At 51.0% G+C, this 19352-nt stretch carries 9 protein-coding genes and 3 pseudogenes; 8 read left to right on the top strand and 4 right to left on the bottom strand.

Annotated features, from left to right (window positions below):
- The first annotated feature begins 111 nt into the window (after positions 1 to 111).
- The 7 genes and pseudogenes from cmoM (at position 112) to KQP84_RS15350 (ending at position 10770) form a co-directional block, all read left to right on the top strand.
- Positions 112 to 897 carry a tRNA uridine 5-oxyacetic acid(34) methyltransferase CmoM gene (gene cmoM, locus KQP84_RS15380; protein ID WP_215847183.1) on the top strand — a complete coding sequence of 262 codons (786 nt, stop codon included), beginning with the start codon at positions 112 to 114 and terminating at the stop codon, positions 895 to 897.
- Positions 894 to 2216, top strand: coding sequence for a chromosome partition protein MukF (gene mukF / locus KQP84_RS15375; protein ID WP_215847182.1), 1323 nt, complete (start codon positions 894 to 896; stop codon positions 2214 to 2216). Before cmoM ends, mukF begins: the two co-directional genes overlap by 4 nt.
- Positions 2197 to 2922: a chromosome partition protein MukE gene (gene mukE / locus KQP84_RS15370; RefSeq protein ID WP_215847181.1), complete on the top strand. Its 726-nt coding sequence runs from the start codon at positions 2197 to 2199 to the stop codon at positions 2920 to 2922. The genes mukF and mukE overlap by 20 nt, the downstream gene beginning before the upstream one ends.
- Positions 2919 to 7405: pseudogene (mukB, locus tag KQP84_RS15365) on the top strand (chromosome partition protein MukB). The gene mukE and the pseudogene mukB overlap by 4 nt, the downstream one beginning before the upstream one ends.
- Positions 7406 to 7555: 150 nt before the next feature.
- Positions 7556 to 9367, top strand: coding sequence for a L,D-transpeptidase (gene ldtD / locus KQP84_RS15360; RefSeq protein WP_215847180.1), 1812 nt, complete (start codon positions 7556 to 7558; stop codon positions 9365 to 9367).
- 186 nt (positions 9368 to 9553) lie between these two features.
- Positions 9554 to 10105, top strand: coding sequence for a peptidoglycan L,D-endopeptidase MepK (gene mepK, locus KQP84_RS15355; RefSeq protein WP_215847179.1), 552 nt, complete (start codon positions 9554 to 9556; stop codon positions 10103 to 10105).
- Between the two features lie 35 nt (positions 10106 to 10140).
- Positions 10141 to 10770: an MBL fold metallo-hydrolase gene (locus KQP84_RS15350; RefSeq protein WP_215847178.1), complete on the top strand. Its 630-nt coding sequence runs from the start codon at positions 10141 to 10143 to the stop codon at positions 10768 to 10770.
- A 57-nt stretch (positions 10771 to 10827) separates the two neighbouring features.
- Here the strand turns inward: KQP84_RS15350 and KQP84_RS15345 are convergent, their stop codons facing one another.
- The 4 genes and pseudogenes from KQP84_RS15345 to pncB form a co-directional block, all read right to left on the bottom strand.
- Positions 10828 to 12018, bottom strand: coding sequence for an amino acid aminotransferase (locus KQP84_RS15345; protein ID WP_215847177.1), 1191 nt, complete (start codon positions 12016 to 12018; stop codon positions 10828 to 10830).
- 221 nt (positions 12019 to 12239) lie between these two features.
- Entirely contained in the window at positions 12240 to 13415 is a 1176-nt protein-coding gene (ompF, locus tag KQP84_RS15340) for a porin OmpF (protein WP_305798590.1), read from the bottom strand.
- 301 nt (positions 13416 to 13716) lie between these two features.
- Positions 13717 to 15116 (bottom strand): annotated as a pseudogene (gene asnS, locus KQP84_RS15335) (asparagine--tRNA ligase).
- A gap of 164 nt (positions 15117 to 15280) precedes the next feature.
- Positions 15281 to 16492: pseudogene (gene pncB / locus KQP84_RS15330) on the bottom strand (nicotinate phosphoribosyltransferase); the annotation flags it as partial.
- 227 nt (positions 16493 to 16719) lie between these two features.
- Between pncB and pepN the strand changes: the two are divergent.
- Entirely contained in the window at positions 16720 to 19335 is a 2616-nt protein-coding gene (gene pepN / locus KQP84_RS15325) for an aminopeptidase N (RefSeq protein WP_215847176.1), read from the top strand.
- Positions 19336 to 19352 lie beyond the last annotated feature (17 nt).

The raw sequence follows: 19352 nt of genomic DNA, 5'->3' as shown, positions 1-19352 counted from the left end.
GTTGTCCGAAAAAACAGCAGCTGGAAGAGAAGAACAGGATGAAAGGTTCATTCTTCTGGTGCCTGTGACAAAATAGCACAAGTCTCACCGCAGCATACCGGAGCCAGCGCCATGCAGGATCGCAACTTTGACGATCTCGCGGAAAAATTTTCGCAAAATATTTACGGCACCACCAAAGGACTAATACGTCAGGCGATCTTGTGGGATGAGCTTGAAACCATTATTCCCAGCCTGTCAGCTGAACCGTTAAAGATTCTGGATGCGGGGGGCGGTGTTGGACAAATCTCCAGTGGCCTGGCAGCGCGAGGGCATCAGATTTTATTGTGCGATCTCTCCGCTGAGATGCTTCGCCGTGCGCAGGAAAATGCTGAAGCGCTGGGTGTGAGCCAGAACATGCAATTCAAACAAATTAGCGCCCAGCAGGTGGGCGAACATTTGGATACGCCAGTGGATCTGGTATTGTTTCACGCTGTGCTTGAATGGGTCGCTGAGCCTGAGAAAGTTCTTAAAGCCTTGTTCGATGTTTTGCGACCTGGCGGGGTGCTTTCGCTGATGTTTTATAACCTGCATGGCTTAACGCTACGCACCTTAACACTCGGCAATTTTGGCTATCTGCGAACCAATTTAACCAAACGTAAAAAGCGTACGTTGTCACCCGATTTCCCGCGCAATCCTGATGACGTTTATCGTTGGCTTGAAGCGTGTGGATTTGTTATCGAGCAACGTGCGGGCATTCGGGTTTTCAGTGACTACATGAAGCCGCCTAAAGGCGAGCCGAAAAGCGACGAAGAGATCATTGAGATGGAGCGGCGCTATTGCCGTCAGGAACCCTTTTTGAGCTTAGGGCGCTACATTCACGTAACCGTGCGCAAACCCGGGCAGAAGGACGAATTATGAGTGAATTTTCCCAGACGGTACCTGAATTGGTATCCTGGGCGCGTAAGAATGATTTTTCGCTTGCGCTGCCAGTAGAACGTCTGGCCTTTTTGCTGGCCATCGCCACCCTTAACGGTGAGCGGATGGATGGCGAAATGAGTGAAGGCGATTTGATAGATGCCTTTCGTCATGTCAGTAAAGCTTTCGAACAAACCTACGAAACCGTGCTGGTACGCGCAAATAACGCTATCAATGACATGGTGCGCCAGCGCTTACTCAACCGATTCACCAGCGAACTGACGGAAGGCAATGCAATTTATCGCCTGACGCCGTTGGCAATCGGCATCACCGATTATTACATCCGCCAGCGTGAGTTCTCCACGTTGCGTTTATCTATGCAGCTGTCGATTGTCGCGAATGAGCTGAAGCGCGCTGCTGATGCCGCCGAAGAAAATGGCGATGAATTTCACTGGCACCGTAACGTATTCGCGCCGCTGAAATACTCTGTCGCTGAGATTTTCGACAGCATCGACATGACTCAACGTCTGATGGATGAGCAGCAGCAGGCAGTGAAACATGACATCGCCGATTTGCTGAATAAAGACTGGCGAGCGGCGATATCCAGCTGTGAAATGTTGCTGTCGGAAACCTCCGGGACGCTACGTGAGCTGCAAGATACGTTGGAAGCCGCTGGCGATAAGCTGCAAGAAAACCTGTTGCGCATTCAAGATGCCACGCTCGACAGCCCGGATTTAGGCTTCGTCGACAAGCTGGTGTTTGATCTGCAAAGCAAACTCGACCGTATTACCAGTTGGGGCCAGCAGGCAATTGACCTGTGGATTGGTTACGACCGCCACGTACATAAATTTATTCGTACTGCCATCGACATGGATAAAAACCGCGTCTTTGCACAACGCTTGCGCTTGTCAGTCCAAAATTACTTCGATGCGCCATGGGCGCTCACTTACGCCAACGCTGAGCGGCTGTATGACATGCGCGACGAAGAGCTGACGCTGCGTAATGAAGAGGTGATGGGTGAACTGCCCGCCGAACTTGAGTACGAAGAGTTCAATGAAATTCGCGAGCAGCTGGCAGCGATGATTGAAGAAGCGCTGCAAGAGTATAAGTCTCAGCAAAAACCGCTCAACCTCGCCACAGTGATGCGCGATTACCTGGCGCAATATCCACGGGCTCGACATTTCGATCTCGCGCGTATTGTGGTGGACCAGGCCGTGCGTCTCGGCGTAGCAGAAGCTGATTTAGCCGGCTTGCCCGTGGAATGGCAGGCCATTAATGATTACGGAGCCAAGGTGCAGGCACATGTCATCGACAAATATTGAACAAGTGATGCCAGTTAAACTGGCCCAGGCACTGGCAAATCCGCTTTTCCCTGCGTTAGACAGCCAGTTACGCGCGGGACGACATATAGGTATTGAAGAGCTGGATAACCACGCTTTTCTGATGGATTACCAGGAATATATTGAAGAATTTTACGCTCGCTACAACGTTGAGCTGATCCGTGCGCCAGAGGGATTTTTCTACCTGCGCCCGCGTTCGACTACGTTAATCCCGCGTTCTGTATTGTCTGAGCTGGATATGATGGTAGGCAAAATCCTTTGCTATCTCTATCTCAGCCCAGAACGTTTGGCCAATGAAGGTATCTTCACCCAGCAGGAGCTTTACGATGAGCTGCTGTCGCTGGCTGATGAAAATAAACTGTTGAAACTGGTTAATCAGCGTTCAACCGGTTCGGATCTGGATCGCGCCAAACTGCAGGAGAAAACGCGCGCCTCGCTGAGTCGCCTGCGTCGTCTGGGTATGGTGTGGTTCTTTGGCAATGACAGCAGCAAATTTCGCATTACTGAATCAGTATTTCGCTTTGGTGCCGACGTGCGCAGCGGTGATGATGCCCGCGAAGCGCAGTTACGCTTGATTCGTGACGGTGAAGCAATGCTGTTCGAAAATGCAACGGCGCCAGTTGAAGCCGATGAGCCTGAAGAGAATGACAGCGAAGCGAGTGATAACGCGGAGGAACAGCAAGCATGATTGAACGCGGAAAATTTCGTTCGCTAACGCTGATTAACTGGAACGGCTTCTTTGCACGTACCTTTGATCTGGATGAGTTGGTCACCACGCTGTCAGGCGGAAACGGGGCTGGCAAATCCACCACCATGGCGGCGTTTGTGACTGCGTTGATCCCCGATCTGACGCTGCTGCACTTCCGTAACACCACGGAAGCGGGCGCAACCTCGGGTTCACGCGACAAAGGCTTGCACGGTAAATTGCGTGCCGGCGTCTGCTACTCAATGCTGGACGTGGTGAACTCACGCCATCAACGTGTGGTGGTGGGGGTTCGTTTGCAGCAGGTCGCGGGCCGCGACAAAAAAGTTGATATCAAACCGTTCAGCATTCACGGTTTGCCAACTGACACCAATCCCACCGACATGCTGACGGAAGTATTGAACAGCCGTCAGGCGCGCGTGCTGCCGCTCAATGAAGTAAAAGAACGTGTTGAAGCGCAAGAAGGTGTGCAGTTCCGTCAGTACAACTCTGTTATCGATTATCACGCCATGCTGTTTGATCTGGGCGTGGTGCCGCGTCGTTTGCGCTCGGCCAGCGATCGCAGCAAGTTCTATCGCCTGATTGAAGCCTCGCTGTATGGCGGGATTTCCAGCGCCATTACCCGATCGCTGCGTGATTATCTGTTGCCGGAAAACAGCGGCGTGCGTAAAGCGTTCCAGGATATGGAAGCTGCGCTGCGCGAAAACCGCATGACGCTGGAAGCGATTCGCGTAACGCAATCCGATCGCGATCTGTTTAAGCATCTGATCTCCGAAGCAACAAATTATGTCTCCGCTGACTATATGCGTCACGCTAACGAGCGCCGCATCCATTTGGATAGCGCCTTGTTGCTGCGTAATGACCTGTTTAGCAGCCGAAAACAGCTGGCGTCAGAGCAATATCGCCACATTGAAATGGCGCGCGAATTGTCGGAGCACAGCGGTGCGGAAAATGATCTTGAAGTGGATTATCAGGCAGCCAGCGATCACCTGAATTTAGTGCAAACCGCGATGCGCCAGCAGGAAAAATCGAGCGCTACGACGGTGACATTGAAGACCTCACGCTTCGTCTGGAAGAGCAGACTGAAGTGGTGGCTGAAGCGCGCGAAATTCAGGAAGAGAATGAGGCCCGTGCCGAAGCCGCTGAGCTGGAAGTGGATGAACTAAAAAGCCAGCTGGCTGATTTCCAGCAAGCACTTGATGTGCAGCAAACGCGTGCGATTCAGTATCAGCAAGCTTTGCAGGCGCTGGAGCGTGCCCGTGCGCTGTGTCAGTTACCTGACTTAACCATCGACAATGCCGCTGAATGGCAGGAAAGTTTCCAGGCCAAAGAAGAAGAGGCTACCGAGCGTCTGCTGCGCCTTGAGCAGAAGCTGAGCGTAGCAGAAGCCGCGCACAGCCAGTTTGAGCAGGCGTTGGCTTTGGTTACCAGTATTGCCGGCGATGTCAGCCGTCAGGATGCGTGGCAAACCGGACGTGAATTATTGCGCGATGCCAATAATCAGCGCCATCACGCCGATCAACTCTCTTCGCTGCGCCTGCGGTTGAATGAGCTGGAGCAGCGTCTGCGCGAGCAGCATGATGCAGAACGCTTGTTAGCCGAGTTCTGCAAGCGTCAAGGTCAGCACTATGACGCGGATGCTCTGGAAGGTTTGCAGCGCGAACTGGAAGCGCAAATTGAGCATCTGAACAGCAGCGTGGCGGATGCCGGTGAACAGCGCATGAAAATGCGTCAGGAGCTGGAGCAGCTACGCGAGCGCATTACTGCGCTGACTACGCGTGCGCCACACTGGCTGGCGGCGCAAGAAATTCTGACTCAGCTGAGTGAACAAACCGGGCAGGAATTGGCGAGCAGCCAACACGTTACCGAATACATGCAGCAACTGCTGGAGCGCGAACGTGAAACCACGGTTGCCCGCGATGAAGTGGCAGCGCGTAAGCGTGACGTTGAACAGCAAATTGAACGCCTTAGTCAGCCTGGTGGCGCAGATGATGCGCGCTTAAACCAGCTGGCAGAACGTTTTGGCGGCGTGTTGTTATCGGAAATCTATGATGACGTTACGCTTGACGATGCACCTTACTTCTCAGCCTTGTACGGTCCTTCGCGACACGCCATTGTGGTGCCGGATCTGTCACTGGTGCGCGAGCAGCTGGATGGTCTCGAAGAGTGTCCAGAAGATCTTTATCTGATCGAGGGTGATCCGCAGTCATTTGATGACAGCGTATTCAGTGTTGATGAGTTACAAAACGCGGTAGTGGTGAAGGTCGCTGAGCGTCAATGGCGCTATTCACGCTTCCCGAAAGTGCCGCTGTTTGGTCGTGCCGCACGTGAAAATCAGTTGGAACTGCTGCATGCCGAGCGCGATCGTCTGGCTGAACGTTACGCCACGCTGTCATTTGATGTGCAGAAAACGCAGCGTCTGCATCAGTCGTTCAGCCGTTTTATCGGCAGTCATTTGGCTGTGGCGTTTGATGATGATCCAGAAGCGCAGATTCGCCAGCTTGGCGGACGTCGCGGTGAATTAGAACGCGCGCTGAATCAACATGAAAGCAACAATCAGCAGCAGCGTCAGCAGTACGAACAGGCGAAAGAGGGTGTCGCGCAGCTGAACCGTTTGCTGCCGCGCGTTAACCTGCTGCTCGATGAGACGCTGGCCGATCGCTGTGAAGAGATCCGTGAGCAGGTCGAAGAAGCGCAAGATGCCGCACGCTTCCTGCATCAACACGGCGCGAAGTTGGCGAAGCTCGAACCGCTGATTACTGTTTTGCAAAGCGATCCTGAGCAACATGAACAGCTGCAGGCTGATTATCAGCAGGCGCAACAGCAGCAACGCAATGCACGTCAGCAAGCCTTCGCGCTGACTGAAGTGGTGCAGCGTCGGGCGCATTTCAGCTATGAAGATTCTGCTGGCATGTTGAACGGAAACAACGATCTCAGCGATAAATTGCGTCAACGCCTTGAGCAGGCTGAAGGTGAGCGCAGCCGCACGCGTGAACGTCTGCGCGAGCATCAGGCGCAGCTGACACAATATTCACAGGTGCTGGCTTCGTTGAAAAGCGCCTATGACGCCAAGCGCGATATGCTGAAAGAGTTGCAGCAGGAGATGCAGGATATTGGCGTACACGCTGATAGCCGCGCTGAAGAGCGCGCCCGCATTCGCCGTGATGAGCTTTATACCGCACTAAGCCACAACCGTGCGCGTCGTAATCAGCTGGAAAAACAGCTGACCTTCTGTGAAGCAGAGATGGAAGCGCTGCGTAAGAAGCTGCGTCACCTCGAACGCGATTATCATCAGAAACGTGACCAGGTTGTCAGCGCCAAAGCGGGTTGGTGTTTAGTGCTGCGTTTGGTAAAAGACAATGGCGTTGAACGTCGTCTGCACCGTCGTGAACTGGCCTATTTAAGCGGTGATGAGCTGCGTTCCATGTCGGATAAGGCATTGGGTGCGCTGCGTCTGGCCGTTGCGGATAATGAACACCTGCGTGATGTGTTGCGCTTGTCTGAAGATCCAAAGCGACCAGAGCGTAAAATTCAGTTCTTCATCGCCGTCTATCAGCATCTGCGTGAACGTATTCGACAGGATATTATTCGTACCGACGATCCGGTTGAAGCCATTGAGCAGATGGAAATTGAACTGAACCGTCTGACTGAAGAGCTAACGGCGCGTGAACAAACGCTGGCAATCAGCTCACGCAGCGTGGCGAATATCATTCGCAAAACCATTCAGCGTGAGCAAAACCGTATTCGCCAACTGAATCAGGGTTTGCAGACGGTGAGTTTTGGTCAGGTTCGCAGCGTGCGACTGAACGTCAACGTGCGTGAAACCCATGCGATGCTGCTCGACACGCTGTCGGAAGAACATGAACAGCATCAAGACCTGTTTAACAGTAATCGTCTGACCTTCTCTGAAGCCTTGGCGAAGCTCTATCAACGTCTGAATCCTCAGATTGATATGGGCCAGCGGACGCCGCAAACCATCGGTGAAGAGCTGCTGGATTACCGTAACTATCTTGAGATGGAAGTGGAGGTCAATCGGGGCTCCGACGGCTGGTTGCGCGCAGAAAGTGGCGCGCTGTCAACGGGTGAAGCCATCGGTACAGGGATGTCAATTCTGGTGATGGTGGTACAGAGCTGGGAAGAGGAGTCGCGCCGTCTGCGTGGCAAAGACATCTCGCCTTGTCGCTTGTTGTTCCTTGACGAAGCAGCACGTCTGGATGCGCGCTCAATTGCCACGCTGTTTGAACTGTGCGAACGTCTGGAAATGCAGCTGGTTATTGCAGCGCCAGAGAACATCAGCCCGGAAAAAGGCACAACCTATAAACTGGTCCGTAAGGTATTTAACAATACCGAGCACGTTCACGTTGTGGGTTTGCGCGGCTTTGCAGCCGATCCAGCGCCGACGCGGTCTGAAAGCGAGGCTGGTTCCAGTCCCCATTTCGCAATAGAAAAATCGCAGGTGGAATCGTAGTCAAAAACTGCGCCATTGGTTAATCTGGTGACGGCATTTGTCGATTGAGGCAAATGCCGTTTTTTATTCTTATACTCATAAATATAAGTGGCAGCCCAATCGCAGTAATCTCAAGGAACGCTGCGCAGTAGATTAATCAAGGGGGCAGGGATGTTGCTGGTCAATAAGTTGAAACACCGTCGCGTTATTTCATTGTTAGCACTGGCGCTAACCGTTATTCCTGTTGGCGTATCGCAAGCCGCTATCATTAGTGCGTTACCTGGAACGACACAAGGAACGCTGTCGGTCAGTGAAAGTCAGCAACAAATTCAGCAGGCTTTCTCAGGTGCCGATCGACCTTTTTACCAGGCTTCACTGGCTACAATTTATGCGTCGCGTCAGATGCAACCGATTTGGCAAGACCGGGATGCAGTACAGAAATTTCAGCAGCAGCTGGCCGAAGTTGCGCTTTCTGGTGTGCAGCCGCAATTTACTCGCTGGGTTGATCGTCTAACCGATCCGAATATCAAAGGCTTTGCCCGCGATGTGGTGCTGTCTGATGCGATGCTCGGCTATTTGCAATTTGTCTCGAATGTTCCTACTCAAGGCGAAACCTGGCTTTACAGCAACGTGCCCTACAAATTGGCTCAGCCCTCAGTGGCGGTCGTGAATCATTGGTTAAATGCAGTGAATGCCGGGGCAAATGGTGCTTTCATCAGCTCCTTAACACCGCAGCATCCTCAATATGTACCCATGCATACGGCATTAAAAAACCTGCTTAGCGATAAACTTCCCTGGCCGCAGCTGAAAAATAGCCAAACGCTACGTCCAGGCCAGGTCAGCGACGATGTACCGGCTTTACGTGAGATCTTACAGCGCAGCGGCATGATGACGGCGCAGATCGCGACGCCAGCACCCACCGATGATGCTGTGCCGACGGCTGCCGAACCGGTGAGCCAAAGTGAACAGCCAATAGCAGTGAGCCCTTCGGCAACCAGCGTTAACGATCTGCCGGCACAGCCACCGCAAGCGTTGGGTAATGTACAAAATATGAGCGCAGAGGTCAGCGCAGAAAATATTTATGACAACACGCTGGTGGCTGCCGTTAAGCGTTTCCAGCAGTGGCAAGGTCTGGCGGATGATGGCGCGATTGGCCCACGTACCCGCGAATGGCTAAATGTCTCGCCGCAAATGCGTGCCGCATTGCTGGCATTGAATATTCAGCGCCTTCGCTTGCTGCCGGATGATATGCATAACGGCATCATGGTGAACATCGCAAACTACTCGCTGATCTATTACAACAACGGCAACAAGATCCTTTCATCGCGGGTTATCGTTGGTCGTCCCGATCGCAAAACACCGCTGATGCGCAGCGCGTTGAACAATGTGGTGCTTAATCCTCCCTGGAATGTGCCCACCACGCTGGTACGTCAGGATATCATTCCGAAGGTGAAGCAAGATCCTACCTACCTTTACAAGCATGGTTACACGTTGCTATCAGGATGGAGTGCAGATGCGCAGGTCATGGATCCCAGCATGATTGACTGGAGTATGGTGTCGGCTTCCTCTTTCCCTTATCGCTTACGCCAGGCACCTGGCGCAACCAATTCTCTGGGCCGCTATAAATTCAATATGCCAAGCTCAGACGCGATCTATCTGCATGACACGCCGAACCACAACTTATTTCAGCGTGATATTCGTGCACTGAGTTCTGGATGTGTGCGCGTCAATAAAGCCTCTGAACTGGCGGGTTTGCTGCTACAAGATGCGGGTTGGAACGACAGTCGCATCTCAAGTACGCTTAAAGAAGGGGACACGCGCTATGTCCCTATTCGTCACCGCATTCCGGTTAATCTTTACTACCTGACTGCATGGGTGGCGGATGATGGCAAACCACAATATCGAACAGATATTTACAATTATGATGATACTGCGCGCTCAGGCAGTCAGGTATTGCTGCGAGCAGAACAGCTTTTGCTCTAGTGGTTGATTTTTCTTCACTCTTCAAGGCTTATAAAAAGTAAGCCATGTCTTGAAAAGGCGGTCCTGAGCGGGATCGCCGCACAAACTCCCTTGTCACGGGTTGACGATCCTTTGAGAGAAAGTTAAGGTTCGGCCTTGTGCGCTTTTTGCACATTTCTAAGCTTTCACTCTCAGGTAACACGTTACATGTCTAATATTGATTCTTTTCGTCGTAAATTACTGCTTTGCGGAAGCGCAGCCGCAGGTCTGGCATTGTTGCCGACATCCGCAAGGGCCTCACTTTCAACTTCTCGTCCACGTGTATTGACACTCAACAATCTGCACACTGGCGAAACGTTGAAAACTGAGTTTTTCAACGGGAAAAGTTACGACAAGGATGAGTTATCGCGCTTGAACCATTTCTTTCGCGATTTCCGCGCTAACAAAGTAAAAAGCATTGATCCCCATCTGTTTGATCAAATTTTCCGTCTGCAAGCATTGCTGGAAACGCGTAAACCGGTTCAGCTGATTTCCGGCTATCGTTCTTTATCAACGAACAATATGTTGCGTGAAAGCGGGCCGGGTGTAGCCAAACATAGCTACCACACCAAAGGCCAGGCGATGGATTTCCATATTGAAGGCATTGCGCTAAGCAATGTACGCAAAGCGGCATTAACAATGCGCGCTGGTGGTGTAGGATATTACCCACGCAGCAACTTTGTGCACATTGATACCGGGCCGGTCAGGCACTGGTCGTAAACCGGCAACGCTGCGTGTGTCGGTCATGGAGCGTTATGAAATACCACATTATTCCTGTTACTGCGTTTGCACAGAACTGCTCTGTTATCTGGTGTGAAACCACGCGCGAAGCGGCGCTGGTCGATCCGGGTGGCGATGCATCTACCCTCAAGCAAACGCTTGAACAGCTTAATTTAAAGCCTGCGCAGATCTTGTTAACGCATGGGCATCTGGATCACGTAGGCGCGGCGGCTGAACTGGCAGCGTTTTACTCGGCTCCGATTATTGGACCACAAAAACTGGACGCATTCCTGTTGGCGTCGTTACCGCTGCAAAGCCGTATGTTCGGCCTGGACGATTGTGCTGCCTTTACGCCCGATCGATGGCTGGAAGAGGGCGACAGCGTGCAGGTAGGTTTAGTGACGCTGGATATATTACATTGCCCCGGCCATACGCCAGGTCACATCGTCTTTTTTGATCGTGTTGGACGATTACTGATCTCAGGGGATGTGATCTTTAATGGTGGTGTGGGTCGCACTGATTTCCCGCAGGGAAATCATCAGCATCTGATCGAGGCAATTAAAACAAAATTGCTGCCATTAGGCGATGATGTTGAATTTGTGCCAGGGCATGGCGCGACGTCAACGTTGGGAAGAGAACGTCTGAGCAATCCTTTCCTGCAATAACGTTTCTGCAATAAAAAATGGGCCATTTGGCCCATTTTTTTATGACGCTAATTCTGCTTAAAGTACAGCAACAATCGCTTCACACAACGCTGACATATTATCTGGTGTCATGCCTGCTACGTTCACTCGGCCTGAATTCACGGCATAAACCCCGAACTCTTCGCGCAGGCGAATAACCTGGTCTTTAGTCAGTCCGCTGAAAGAAAACATGCCGTTCTGCTTGATGATAAAGCTAAAGTCGCGCTGAGCACCTTTCTCCGCCAGGGTATTTACAAACAAATGGCGCATACGTTGAATACGTTGACGCATATCTGAAAGCTCTTGTTCCCAGATAGTACGTAAAGCATCGTTATCAAGAATGGTCGCTACAACAGCAGCACCGTGTGCGGGTGGATTCGAATAGTTGGCGCGAATGGTGTATTTAACCTGGCTGAATGTAGTATCAGCCACGGCAGCGTCGGCTGCTACCAGCGTAATTGCCCCTACGCGCTCATTGTATAATCCGAAGTTTTTCGAATAGGAGCTAGCAACAATCAGCTCCTGATGCGAAGCCGCAAAAATGCGCAAACCTTCAGCATCTTCATCAAGGCCACGCGCGAAACCCTGATAGGCAAAATCGAACAGCGGCAGCCAGCCGTTAGCGTGTGAAAGCTGTGCCAGCTGCTGCCATTGTTCTGCAGTAGGATCGATACCGGTTGGGTTGTGACAGCAGCCGTGAAACAGGACTACGTCACCCGCTTTGGCTTCTTTAAGGGATGCCAGCATACCGTCGAAATCCAGCTGGTGGTTTTCAGCATCGTAATAGTGGTATTCACACACTTCCAGGCCTGCAGCATTGAACACATTTTTATGGTTCGGCCAGCTTGGATTGCTAACCCAAATACGTTTCACCGCGGTTTGGGTTGAAAGGAAATCTGCGGCTACACGCAGTGCGCCTGTACCGCCAGGCGTTTGTGCAGTACGCGCGCGGCCTGAGGTGATCAATGCATTCTCTTTGCCAAACAGCAATTCCTGCGTGCAGCGCGCGAAATCGGCCAAACCATCAATGCTGAGATAGTTTTTAGTGGTTTCATTCTCAAGCAGATACTGTTCGGCTTTTTTAACGCTAGTCAGAACAGGCGTTTTGCCGGTTTCATCTTTGTAGACGCCAATACCAAGATTAATTTTATGGGGGCGGTCATCAGCGCGGAACAGATCGGCCAGTCCAAGAATAGGATCAGCGGGTGCAGCAGAGATCGATTCAAACATGAGTCAGGTCCAGTAGCGTGAACTTTAGCAAAATGAGCTCTCAGGTTAGCGCTGAGCAGAGCAAAAGCCAACCGTTTGCGAGATAAATTCACAATTTAACGATCAGGGATAAGAGTATTTAAGATTCTAATAATAAACGTGATAAGCGAGGTAAAGAAAGAGCATAGAGTAGACATAAAAAAACGGAGCCGAAGCTCCGTTTTTGCAATTCTGAGTTCAACTTAGAACTGGTATACCAGACCCAGAGCGACGGTGTCGTCTGTAGCCAGACCCAGTGGATTGTTGTCGTCCAGCTGGTTGATCTGATAGTCCACATAGGTAGACATGTTTTTGTTGAAGTAGTAGGTTGCGCCCACATCGATATATTTAACGATATCAGCATCGCCAACGCCTTCAATGTCTTTGCCTTTAGACTGAACATAGGCAATGGACGGACGCAGACCGAAATCGAACTGGTACTGTGCAACTAATTCAAAGTTCTGCGCTTTATTAGCGAAGCCAGAAATCGAAGCGGCAGTGTAAGTCTGTCCGTTACCAGCTACGAAAGTACCGTTTCCAGATGCAGAAATAGGCGTTGAATTGCGGGTTTCACCATACATCGCTGCCAGGTAAATATTGTTCGCATCATACTTGATAGCGGTTGCCCAGTTTTCAGCACGTTTTCCCGCGCCTTCACCGGTAACGTCAGTAGTAGTCGCTGCTGTGCCAGTACCGCCAGTATAGGTTGTTTGTGCGCCTGCTGCTTGGTCATTGGTACGATCGCTGCTGCTATAAGCTCCTACGATACCCAGACCAATTGGTGAGGTATAAGAGGTTGACACGCCCCAGCCGTCGCCGTTCGCACGACGGGTGTCGCTACGGTCGTTTTTACCCTGATACTGAACAGCGAAGTCCCAACCATCAACCAGACCAAAGAAGTTGGTGTTGCGGTAGGTCAACAGACCGGTGCTACGACCGTTCATGAAGTTATCTGAGTATCCTGAGTCGCCACCGAACTCTGGCAGCATATCGGTCCAGCCGATTGCATCGTAAACCACACCGTAGTTACGGCCGTAGTCGATTGAGCCAGCATCGCCGAATTTCAGACCAGCAAAGCCCAGACGGGTTCTGTTACCATCTTGTGCGTCAGAGCCTTCAGAGTTGTTAGCCTGAACGTTGTATTCCCACTGGCCGAAACCGGTCAGTTGGTCATTAATCTGAGTTTCACCTTTGAAACCGAAGCGAACATAGGTGTTGTCGCCGTCGTTGCCGTCGTTGTCAGAGAAGTAATGCAAACCAACAGCTTTACCGTACAGATCCAGTTTGTTGCCGTCTTTATTATAAATTTCTGCTGCATTTGCTGCACCAGCAGCTAACAGAGCTGGAATAACCACTGCAAGAATGTTGCGCTTCATCATTATTTATTACCCTCATTGGAGTTATTCGTACACCTGCCACTGCCGTCAAGAAACCTTTACGGGAACCTTGAAAGAAGTTTGGTGTCTTCCTGTGTCTGCACGCATCTTTCCATCACACCGACGGTAATTCTACCTCGAAAATGCTACTAATCTCGTATTCTTGTTTCAGAAAGAAACTATGTATTACAAAATGTAAAATTAGGGGAACTTTGTGAGGGAACTCTAAATTTACAAAAATAAAAAAAGGCCGGCGATGCCGACCTCTTTATATATATGAATTTCTTATAATTAATGCAGAATCTTAGAAACTCGCGTTACGTGGAGTACGTGGGAACGCGATCACGTCTCTTACATTTTGTACGCCGGTGACATAAGCGATTAAACGTTCGAAACCTAATCCGAAACCTGAATGTGGAACCGTACCGTAGCGACGTAGGTCACGATACCACCAATAATCTTCTTTATTCAGACCCATTTCTTCCAGACGTGCGTCTAACACATCGAGACGCTCTTCACGCTGTGAACCGCCAATGATTTCACCAATACCCGGTGCCAGAACATCCATAGCCGCAACAGTTTTACCGTCATCGTTAAGGCGCATATAGAACGCTTTAATATCTTTCGGATAGTTTTTCACTACAACTGGCGCTTTAAAATGTTTCTCAGCCAAATAGCGTTCGTGTTCGGAAGAGAGATCGATACCCCATGAAACCGGGTTCTCGAAAGTTTCACCACAGCTCATCAGAATATTGACGGCGTCGGTATAGTCGACCTGAGCAAAATCAGTGGTGATGAAGCGCTGTAAGCGATCTACGGCATCTTTATCAACACGCTCAGCAAAGAACGCCATATCATCAGCACGCTCGTCTAAGACGGCTTTAAACACGTACTTAAGCATGGATTCTGCTAATGCCGCTGCATCATCAAGTGAAGCAAAGGCGATTTCTGGCTCCAACATCCAAAACTCAGCCAGATGGCGGCTAGTGTTAGAGTTTTCGGCACGAAAGGTCGGGCCAAACGTATAGATTTTTGACAGCGCGCTAGCATAGGTTTCGCCGTTCAACTGACCTGATACGGTCAGGAAAGCTTCTTTGCCAAAAAAGTCTTCGCTGAAGTCAACTTTGCCTTGATCGTCACGCGGTAGGTTTTCCATATCCAACGTAGAGACGCGGAACATTTCGCCTGCGCCTTCAGTATCGGAAGCCGTAATCAGCGGTGTCGACACCCAAAAATAACCATTTTCATGGAAGAAGCGATGCAGCGCCTGAGCCAGCGTATGACGAACACGCGCAACGGCACCAATCAGATTGGTGCGCGGACGCAAGTGCGCGACTTCACGCAGGTATTCGATACTGTGACGTTTAGCCGCCATGGGGTAGCTGTCTGGATCTTCAACCCAGCCCACTACCTCAAGTTTGGTCGCCTGAATCTCAAATGCCTGGCCTTGGCCTGGGAAGCCACAACGGTTCCGGTAACAATCACGGAACAACCTGTGGTCAGACGCAGCACTTCATTCTCATAATTATTCAGAGAATTATTGACGACAGCCTGAACGGGATTAAAGCAGGAACCGTCATAAACGGCGATGAAGGAAAGACCGGCTTTTGAATCTCTGCGGGTACGCACCCAACCACGTACGGTGACTTCACTGTCAACCGCGACGCGACCGTGCAATACATCCGCTACAGGCACTACGCTCATAAATATCTCTCTATATAGAAGAAGTGAGTAAAAAAGTTGCCCCATCCGGGGTTTTGCTATGTTACTTGCGGCTAAACAGGAAACAAGCAAAATTCCGGGGAATGCAGATTTATTACAGCAGAAGTGGGGCGGATCAACGCCCCGATAAGAGGACGCTTAACTGGCTTTTTTACCAGCGGCAAATCGAAGGCTTTTCTTAAGGCTCTGACGAAGGCTTTATCCTGACAAATAGTTTTGCCCGGACTATCAGAAAGTTTGGCAACCGGTTTACCGTTGCACTCCACTAACTTGATCACGATATTGAGCGGTGTCACGCCAGGAATATCACATGTCAGGCGAGTACCAATCCCAAATACTACATTGGCGCGTTGGCCAAAATGGCGATACAGCGCCAGTGCTTTATCCAGATTAAGGTTATCTGAGAAGACCAACGTTTTGCTTTGCGGATCAATACCCAGTTTTTGATAATGGGCAATCGCTTTTTCACCCCATTCAACGGGATCGCCTGAGTCATGGCGCAATCCCTGATAACGGCGAGCGAATGTCAGACCAAAATCGCGCAAGAAGGCGTCCATGGCGATGCAATCGGTCAGGGCTATTCCCAACTGGCCATCATACTCATCGAGCCATGCTTGCAGAGCCGCACGCTGGCTATTAGCCAGAACCGGGCTGATTTGTTGAAATGCCTGGAACCATTCATGTGCTTGCGTGCCAACCGGCGTCAAATCCAGACGACGCGCCAAATCGTAATTGCTGGTGCCTACCAGCCAAGGGAAATCCTGCTTGAGGGTACTGACGATGGATTGTTGAACATCTTGCGAATAGCGACGGCGGGTGCCGAAATCCATTAGACGGAAACGTGACATATCCAGGTCAGAAACCTGCTGTTTAAACGCATCCAGCTTAATATGTAAATGATCGACAGCCTGCTGTGTGCCGATTTGCGGGGTGCGATGACGATGTACCACTTCACTGATCAACGCCAACAGCGGCACTTCCCACATAATCACTTCGCGCCATGCGCCCTGAATACGAATATCCAGTTTGCCGTGATGATTACGCACCTCGACCTGAGCGGGGTTGTAGCGGAAATTTCGCAGCCAGTCGAGGTAGTCGGTCTGGAAGAAGGGAAGGCTAGCCAGCCAGGCATATTCATCATCGCTGAGCGTTAGCGCCTGCATTGCGTTAATCGCTTCACGGATCTCATCAGCGTAAAAACCCAGCAGTTCGTCACCACGGCAGCGAAACTCGGCCGCCACCGTTATGTCATGATAGCGGTGGAAAACCGCTTGCTGCATATGGAGCTTATACGCATCGGTATCCAGCAAGGAGGTCAGTATCGGGGAAGCATGTCCTGTCATGGCGCGTTTCAGCATCCTGTTCGGTGGCGCAGAGCCCGGTGTGATAAAAGTCATAAAGACGCAAAAGTATAAATCAGTAACTGAGGCCAATCACAGCATATTTCAAGGCTGCAGGTCGAGACTAATCTGTGCCATTGTTAATGAATTGTAGCGATTTTTGCCAATGCGTGCATTGTGCGTGGCAAGCTTGTAGTAACAAGCTTAGACTTTGGCGGTAAACCTATAACAATGCGAGACGGAATATGACGCAACAGCCACAAATTAAAAATCGCCACGATTACCGTGCGCCAGATTACACCATCACCGATATCGATCTGACGTTTGAGCTGGATGCCACCACCACGCGCGTGACGGCGATTAGCCAGGTAAAACGTTTGGGTGACAGCCAGGCTGAACTGCGTCTGGATGGCGAATCGCTTACGCTGATTGCGCTTGAAGTGAATGGGCAACCGTGGACCGCATATCATGAAGATGAAGGCGTATTGGTGCTCAATCAGCTGCCTGAAAGCTTCACGCTGAAAATCATCAATGATATTCATCCTGACCAAAATACTGCGCTGGAAGGATTGTACAAATCAGGCGAAGCACTCTGCACCCAATGTGAAGCGGAAGGTTTCCGACATATTACCTGGTATCTCGATCGCCCAGATGTGCTGGCGCGTTTCACTACCACCATTATTGCTGAGGGCGAGCGTTATCCGTTCCTGCTGTCTAACGGCAACCGCGTTGACAGTGGACGCGATGCACAAGGTCGTCATTGGGTAAAATGGCAAGATCCCTTCCCAAAACCCTGTTATCTGTTTGCGCTGGTGGCAGGTGATTTCGACGTGCTGCGCGACAGTTTCAAAACCCGTTCAGGTCGTGATGTTGCGCTGGAGATCTTCGTTGATCGCGGCAACCTTGATCGTGCTGACTGGGCGATGACCTCGCTGAAAAACAGCATGAAATGGGATGAGGAACGCTTTGGTCTCGAATATGACCTCGACATCTTTATGATCGTCGCAGTGGATTTCTTCAACATGGGCGCAATGGAGAACAAAGGGCTGAATGTCTTCAACTCCAAATATGTTTTAGCCAAAGCAGAAACCGCAACCGATAAAGATTATCTCGGCATTGAGGCGGTGATTGGCCACGAATATTTCCATAACTGGACCGGCAACCGCGTAACCTGCCGCGACTGGTTCCAGCTGAGTCTCAAAGAGGGCTTAACCGTCTTCCGCGATCAAGAGTTCAGCTCTGATCTCGGCTCACGCGCGGTAAACCGTATCGACAATGTGCGCATTATGCGTGGCGCGCAGTTTGCTGAAGATGCCAGCCCAATGGCGCATCCGATTCGTCCTGAGCAAGTGATCGAAATGAACAACTTCTACACCTTAACGGTGTATGAAAAGGGTTCAGAGGTGATCCGTATGATGCACACCTTGCTTGGCGAAGAAAATTTCCAGAAAGGCATGCAGCTCTATTTTGATCGTCATGATGGCAGCGCAGCAACGTGCGATGACTTCGTGCAGGCAATGGAAGATGCATCCAATGTCGATTTGTCACAGTTTCGCCGCTGGTACAGCCAGTCGGGTACGCCGGTGCTGACGGTACGCGACGATTACAATCCAGAAATGGAACAATACACACTTCACGTTACGCAACACACGCCAGCAACCGCCGATCAAAAAGAGAAGCTGCCGCTGCACATTCCACTCGATATCGAACTCTACGATAGCGAAGGTAAAGTGATTCCGTTGCAGCACAATGGTTATCCGGTGCATAACGTGTTGAACATCACTGAAGAGTTCCAGACTTTTATTTTTGATAACGTCTACTTCCAGCCAGTGCCGTCGCTGCTGCGAGAATTCTCTGCGCCCGTGAAGCTCGATTACAAATGGAGCGATGCGCAACTGACGTTTCTGATGCGCCATGCGCGTAATGATTTTTCTCGCTGGGATGCTGCGCAAAGCTTGCTCGCTACTTACATTCGCCTGAATGTGTCGCGTCACCAGCAAGGCCAGCCGCTGTCGCTGCCGCTGCATGTGGCTGATGCTTTCCGCGCGGTGCTGCTTGATACTCACGCCGATCCGGCGCTGACGGCGCTGATTCTGTCGCTACCCAGTGAAAATGAAATCGCTGAGCTATTTGAGGTCATTGATCCTCAGGCGATTACCGTGGTGCGTGAAGCGCTGCAGCGCACGCTGGCGAAAGAGTTGGCCGATGAGTTCTTTGCGGTATACAACGCGAATCAGCAAAGTGAATACCGAATTGAACACGCAGCTATCGGTCAGCGTACGCTGAAAAATGTCTGCCTGAATTATCTCGCCTTTAGCGAGGTGGAACTGGCGGATAAGCTGGTTCAGGCACAATATCAGCAGGCCACCAATATGACTGATTCGCTGGCTGCGTTGTCTGCTGCCGTATCGGCGCAGTTACCTTGTCGCGAAGCGCTGTTAGCGGCTTACGACGAGCGCTGGCATCATGATGGTTTGGTAATGGACAAGTGGTTCATGCTGCAAGCCACCAGTCCAGCGGCGGATGTTTTGACGAAAGTGCGCGCGCTGTTGCAGCATCGGTCATTCACGATGGGCAACCCAAACCGTATTCGTGCTTTGATTGGCGCCTTCGCTTCAGGCAATCCGTCAGCTTTCCATAATAAAGATGGCAGCGGTTATCAGTTCCTGACAGAAATGCTGATTGATCTCAATACTCGCAATCCACAGGTCGCGGCGCGCATGATTGAACCGTTGATTCGTCTGAAGCGTTACGATGCCGATCGCAAGGCGCTGATGCGCAAGGCGCTGGAGCAGTTGAAAGGGTTGGATAAGCTTTCTGGCGATCTGTACGAGAAGATCGCTAAAGCGTTGAACGCCTGATAATGAAACGGCGGGTT

The organism is Candidatus Pantoea bituminis (assembly GCF_018842675.1).
GTDB lineage: Bacteria > Pseudomonadota > Gammaproteobacteria > Enterobacterales > Enterobacteriaceae > Pantoea > Pantoea phytostimulans.
The sequence above is the reverse complement of the archived record's forward strand: the minus strand, read 5'-3'. Positions and strand labels throughout refer to the sequence as shown.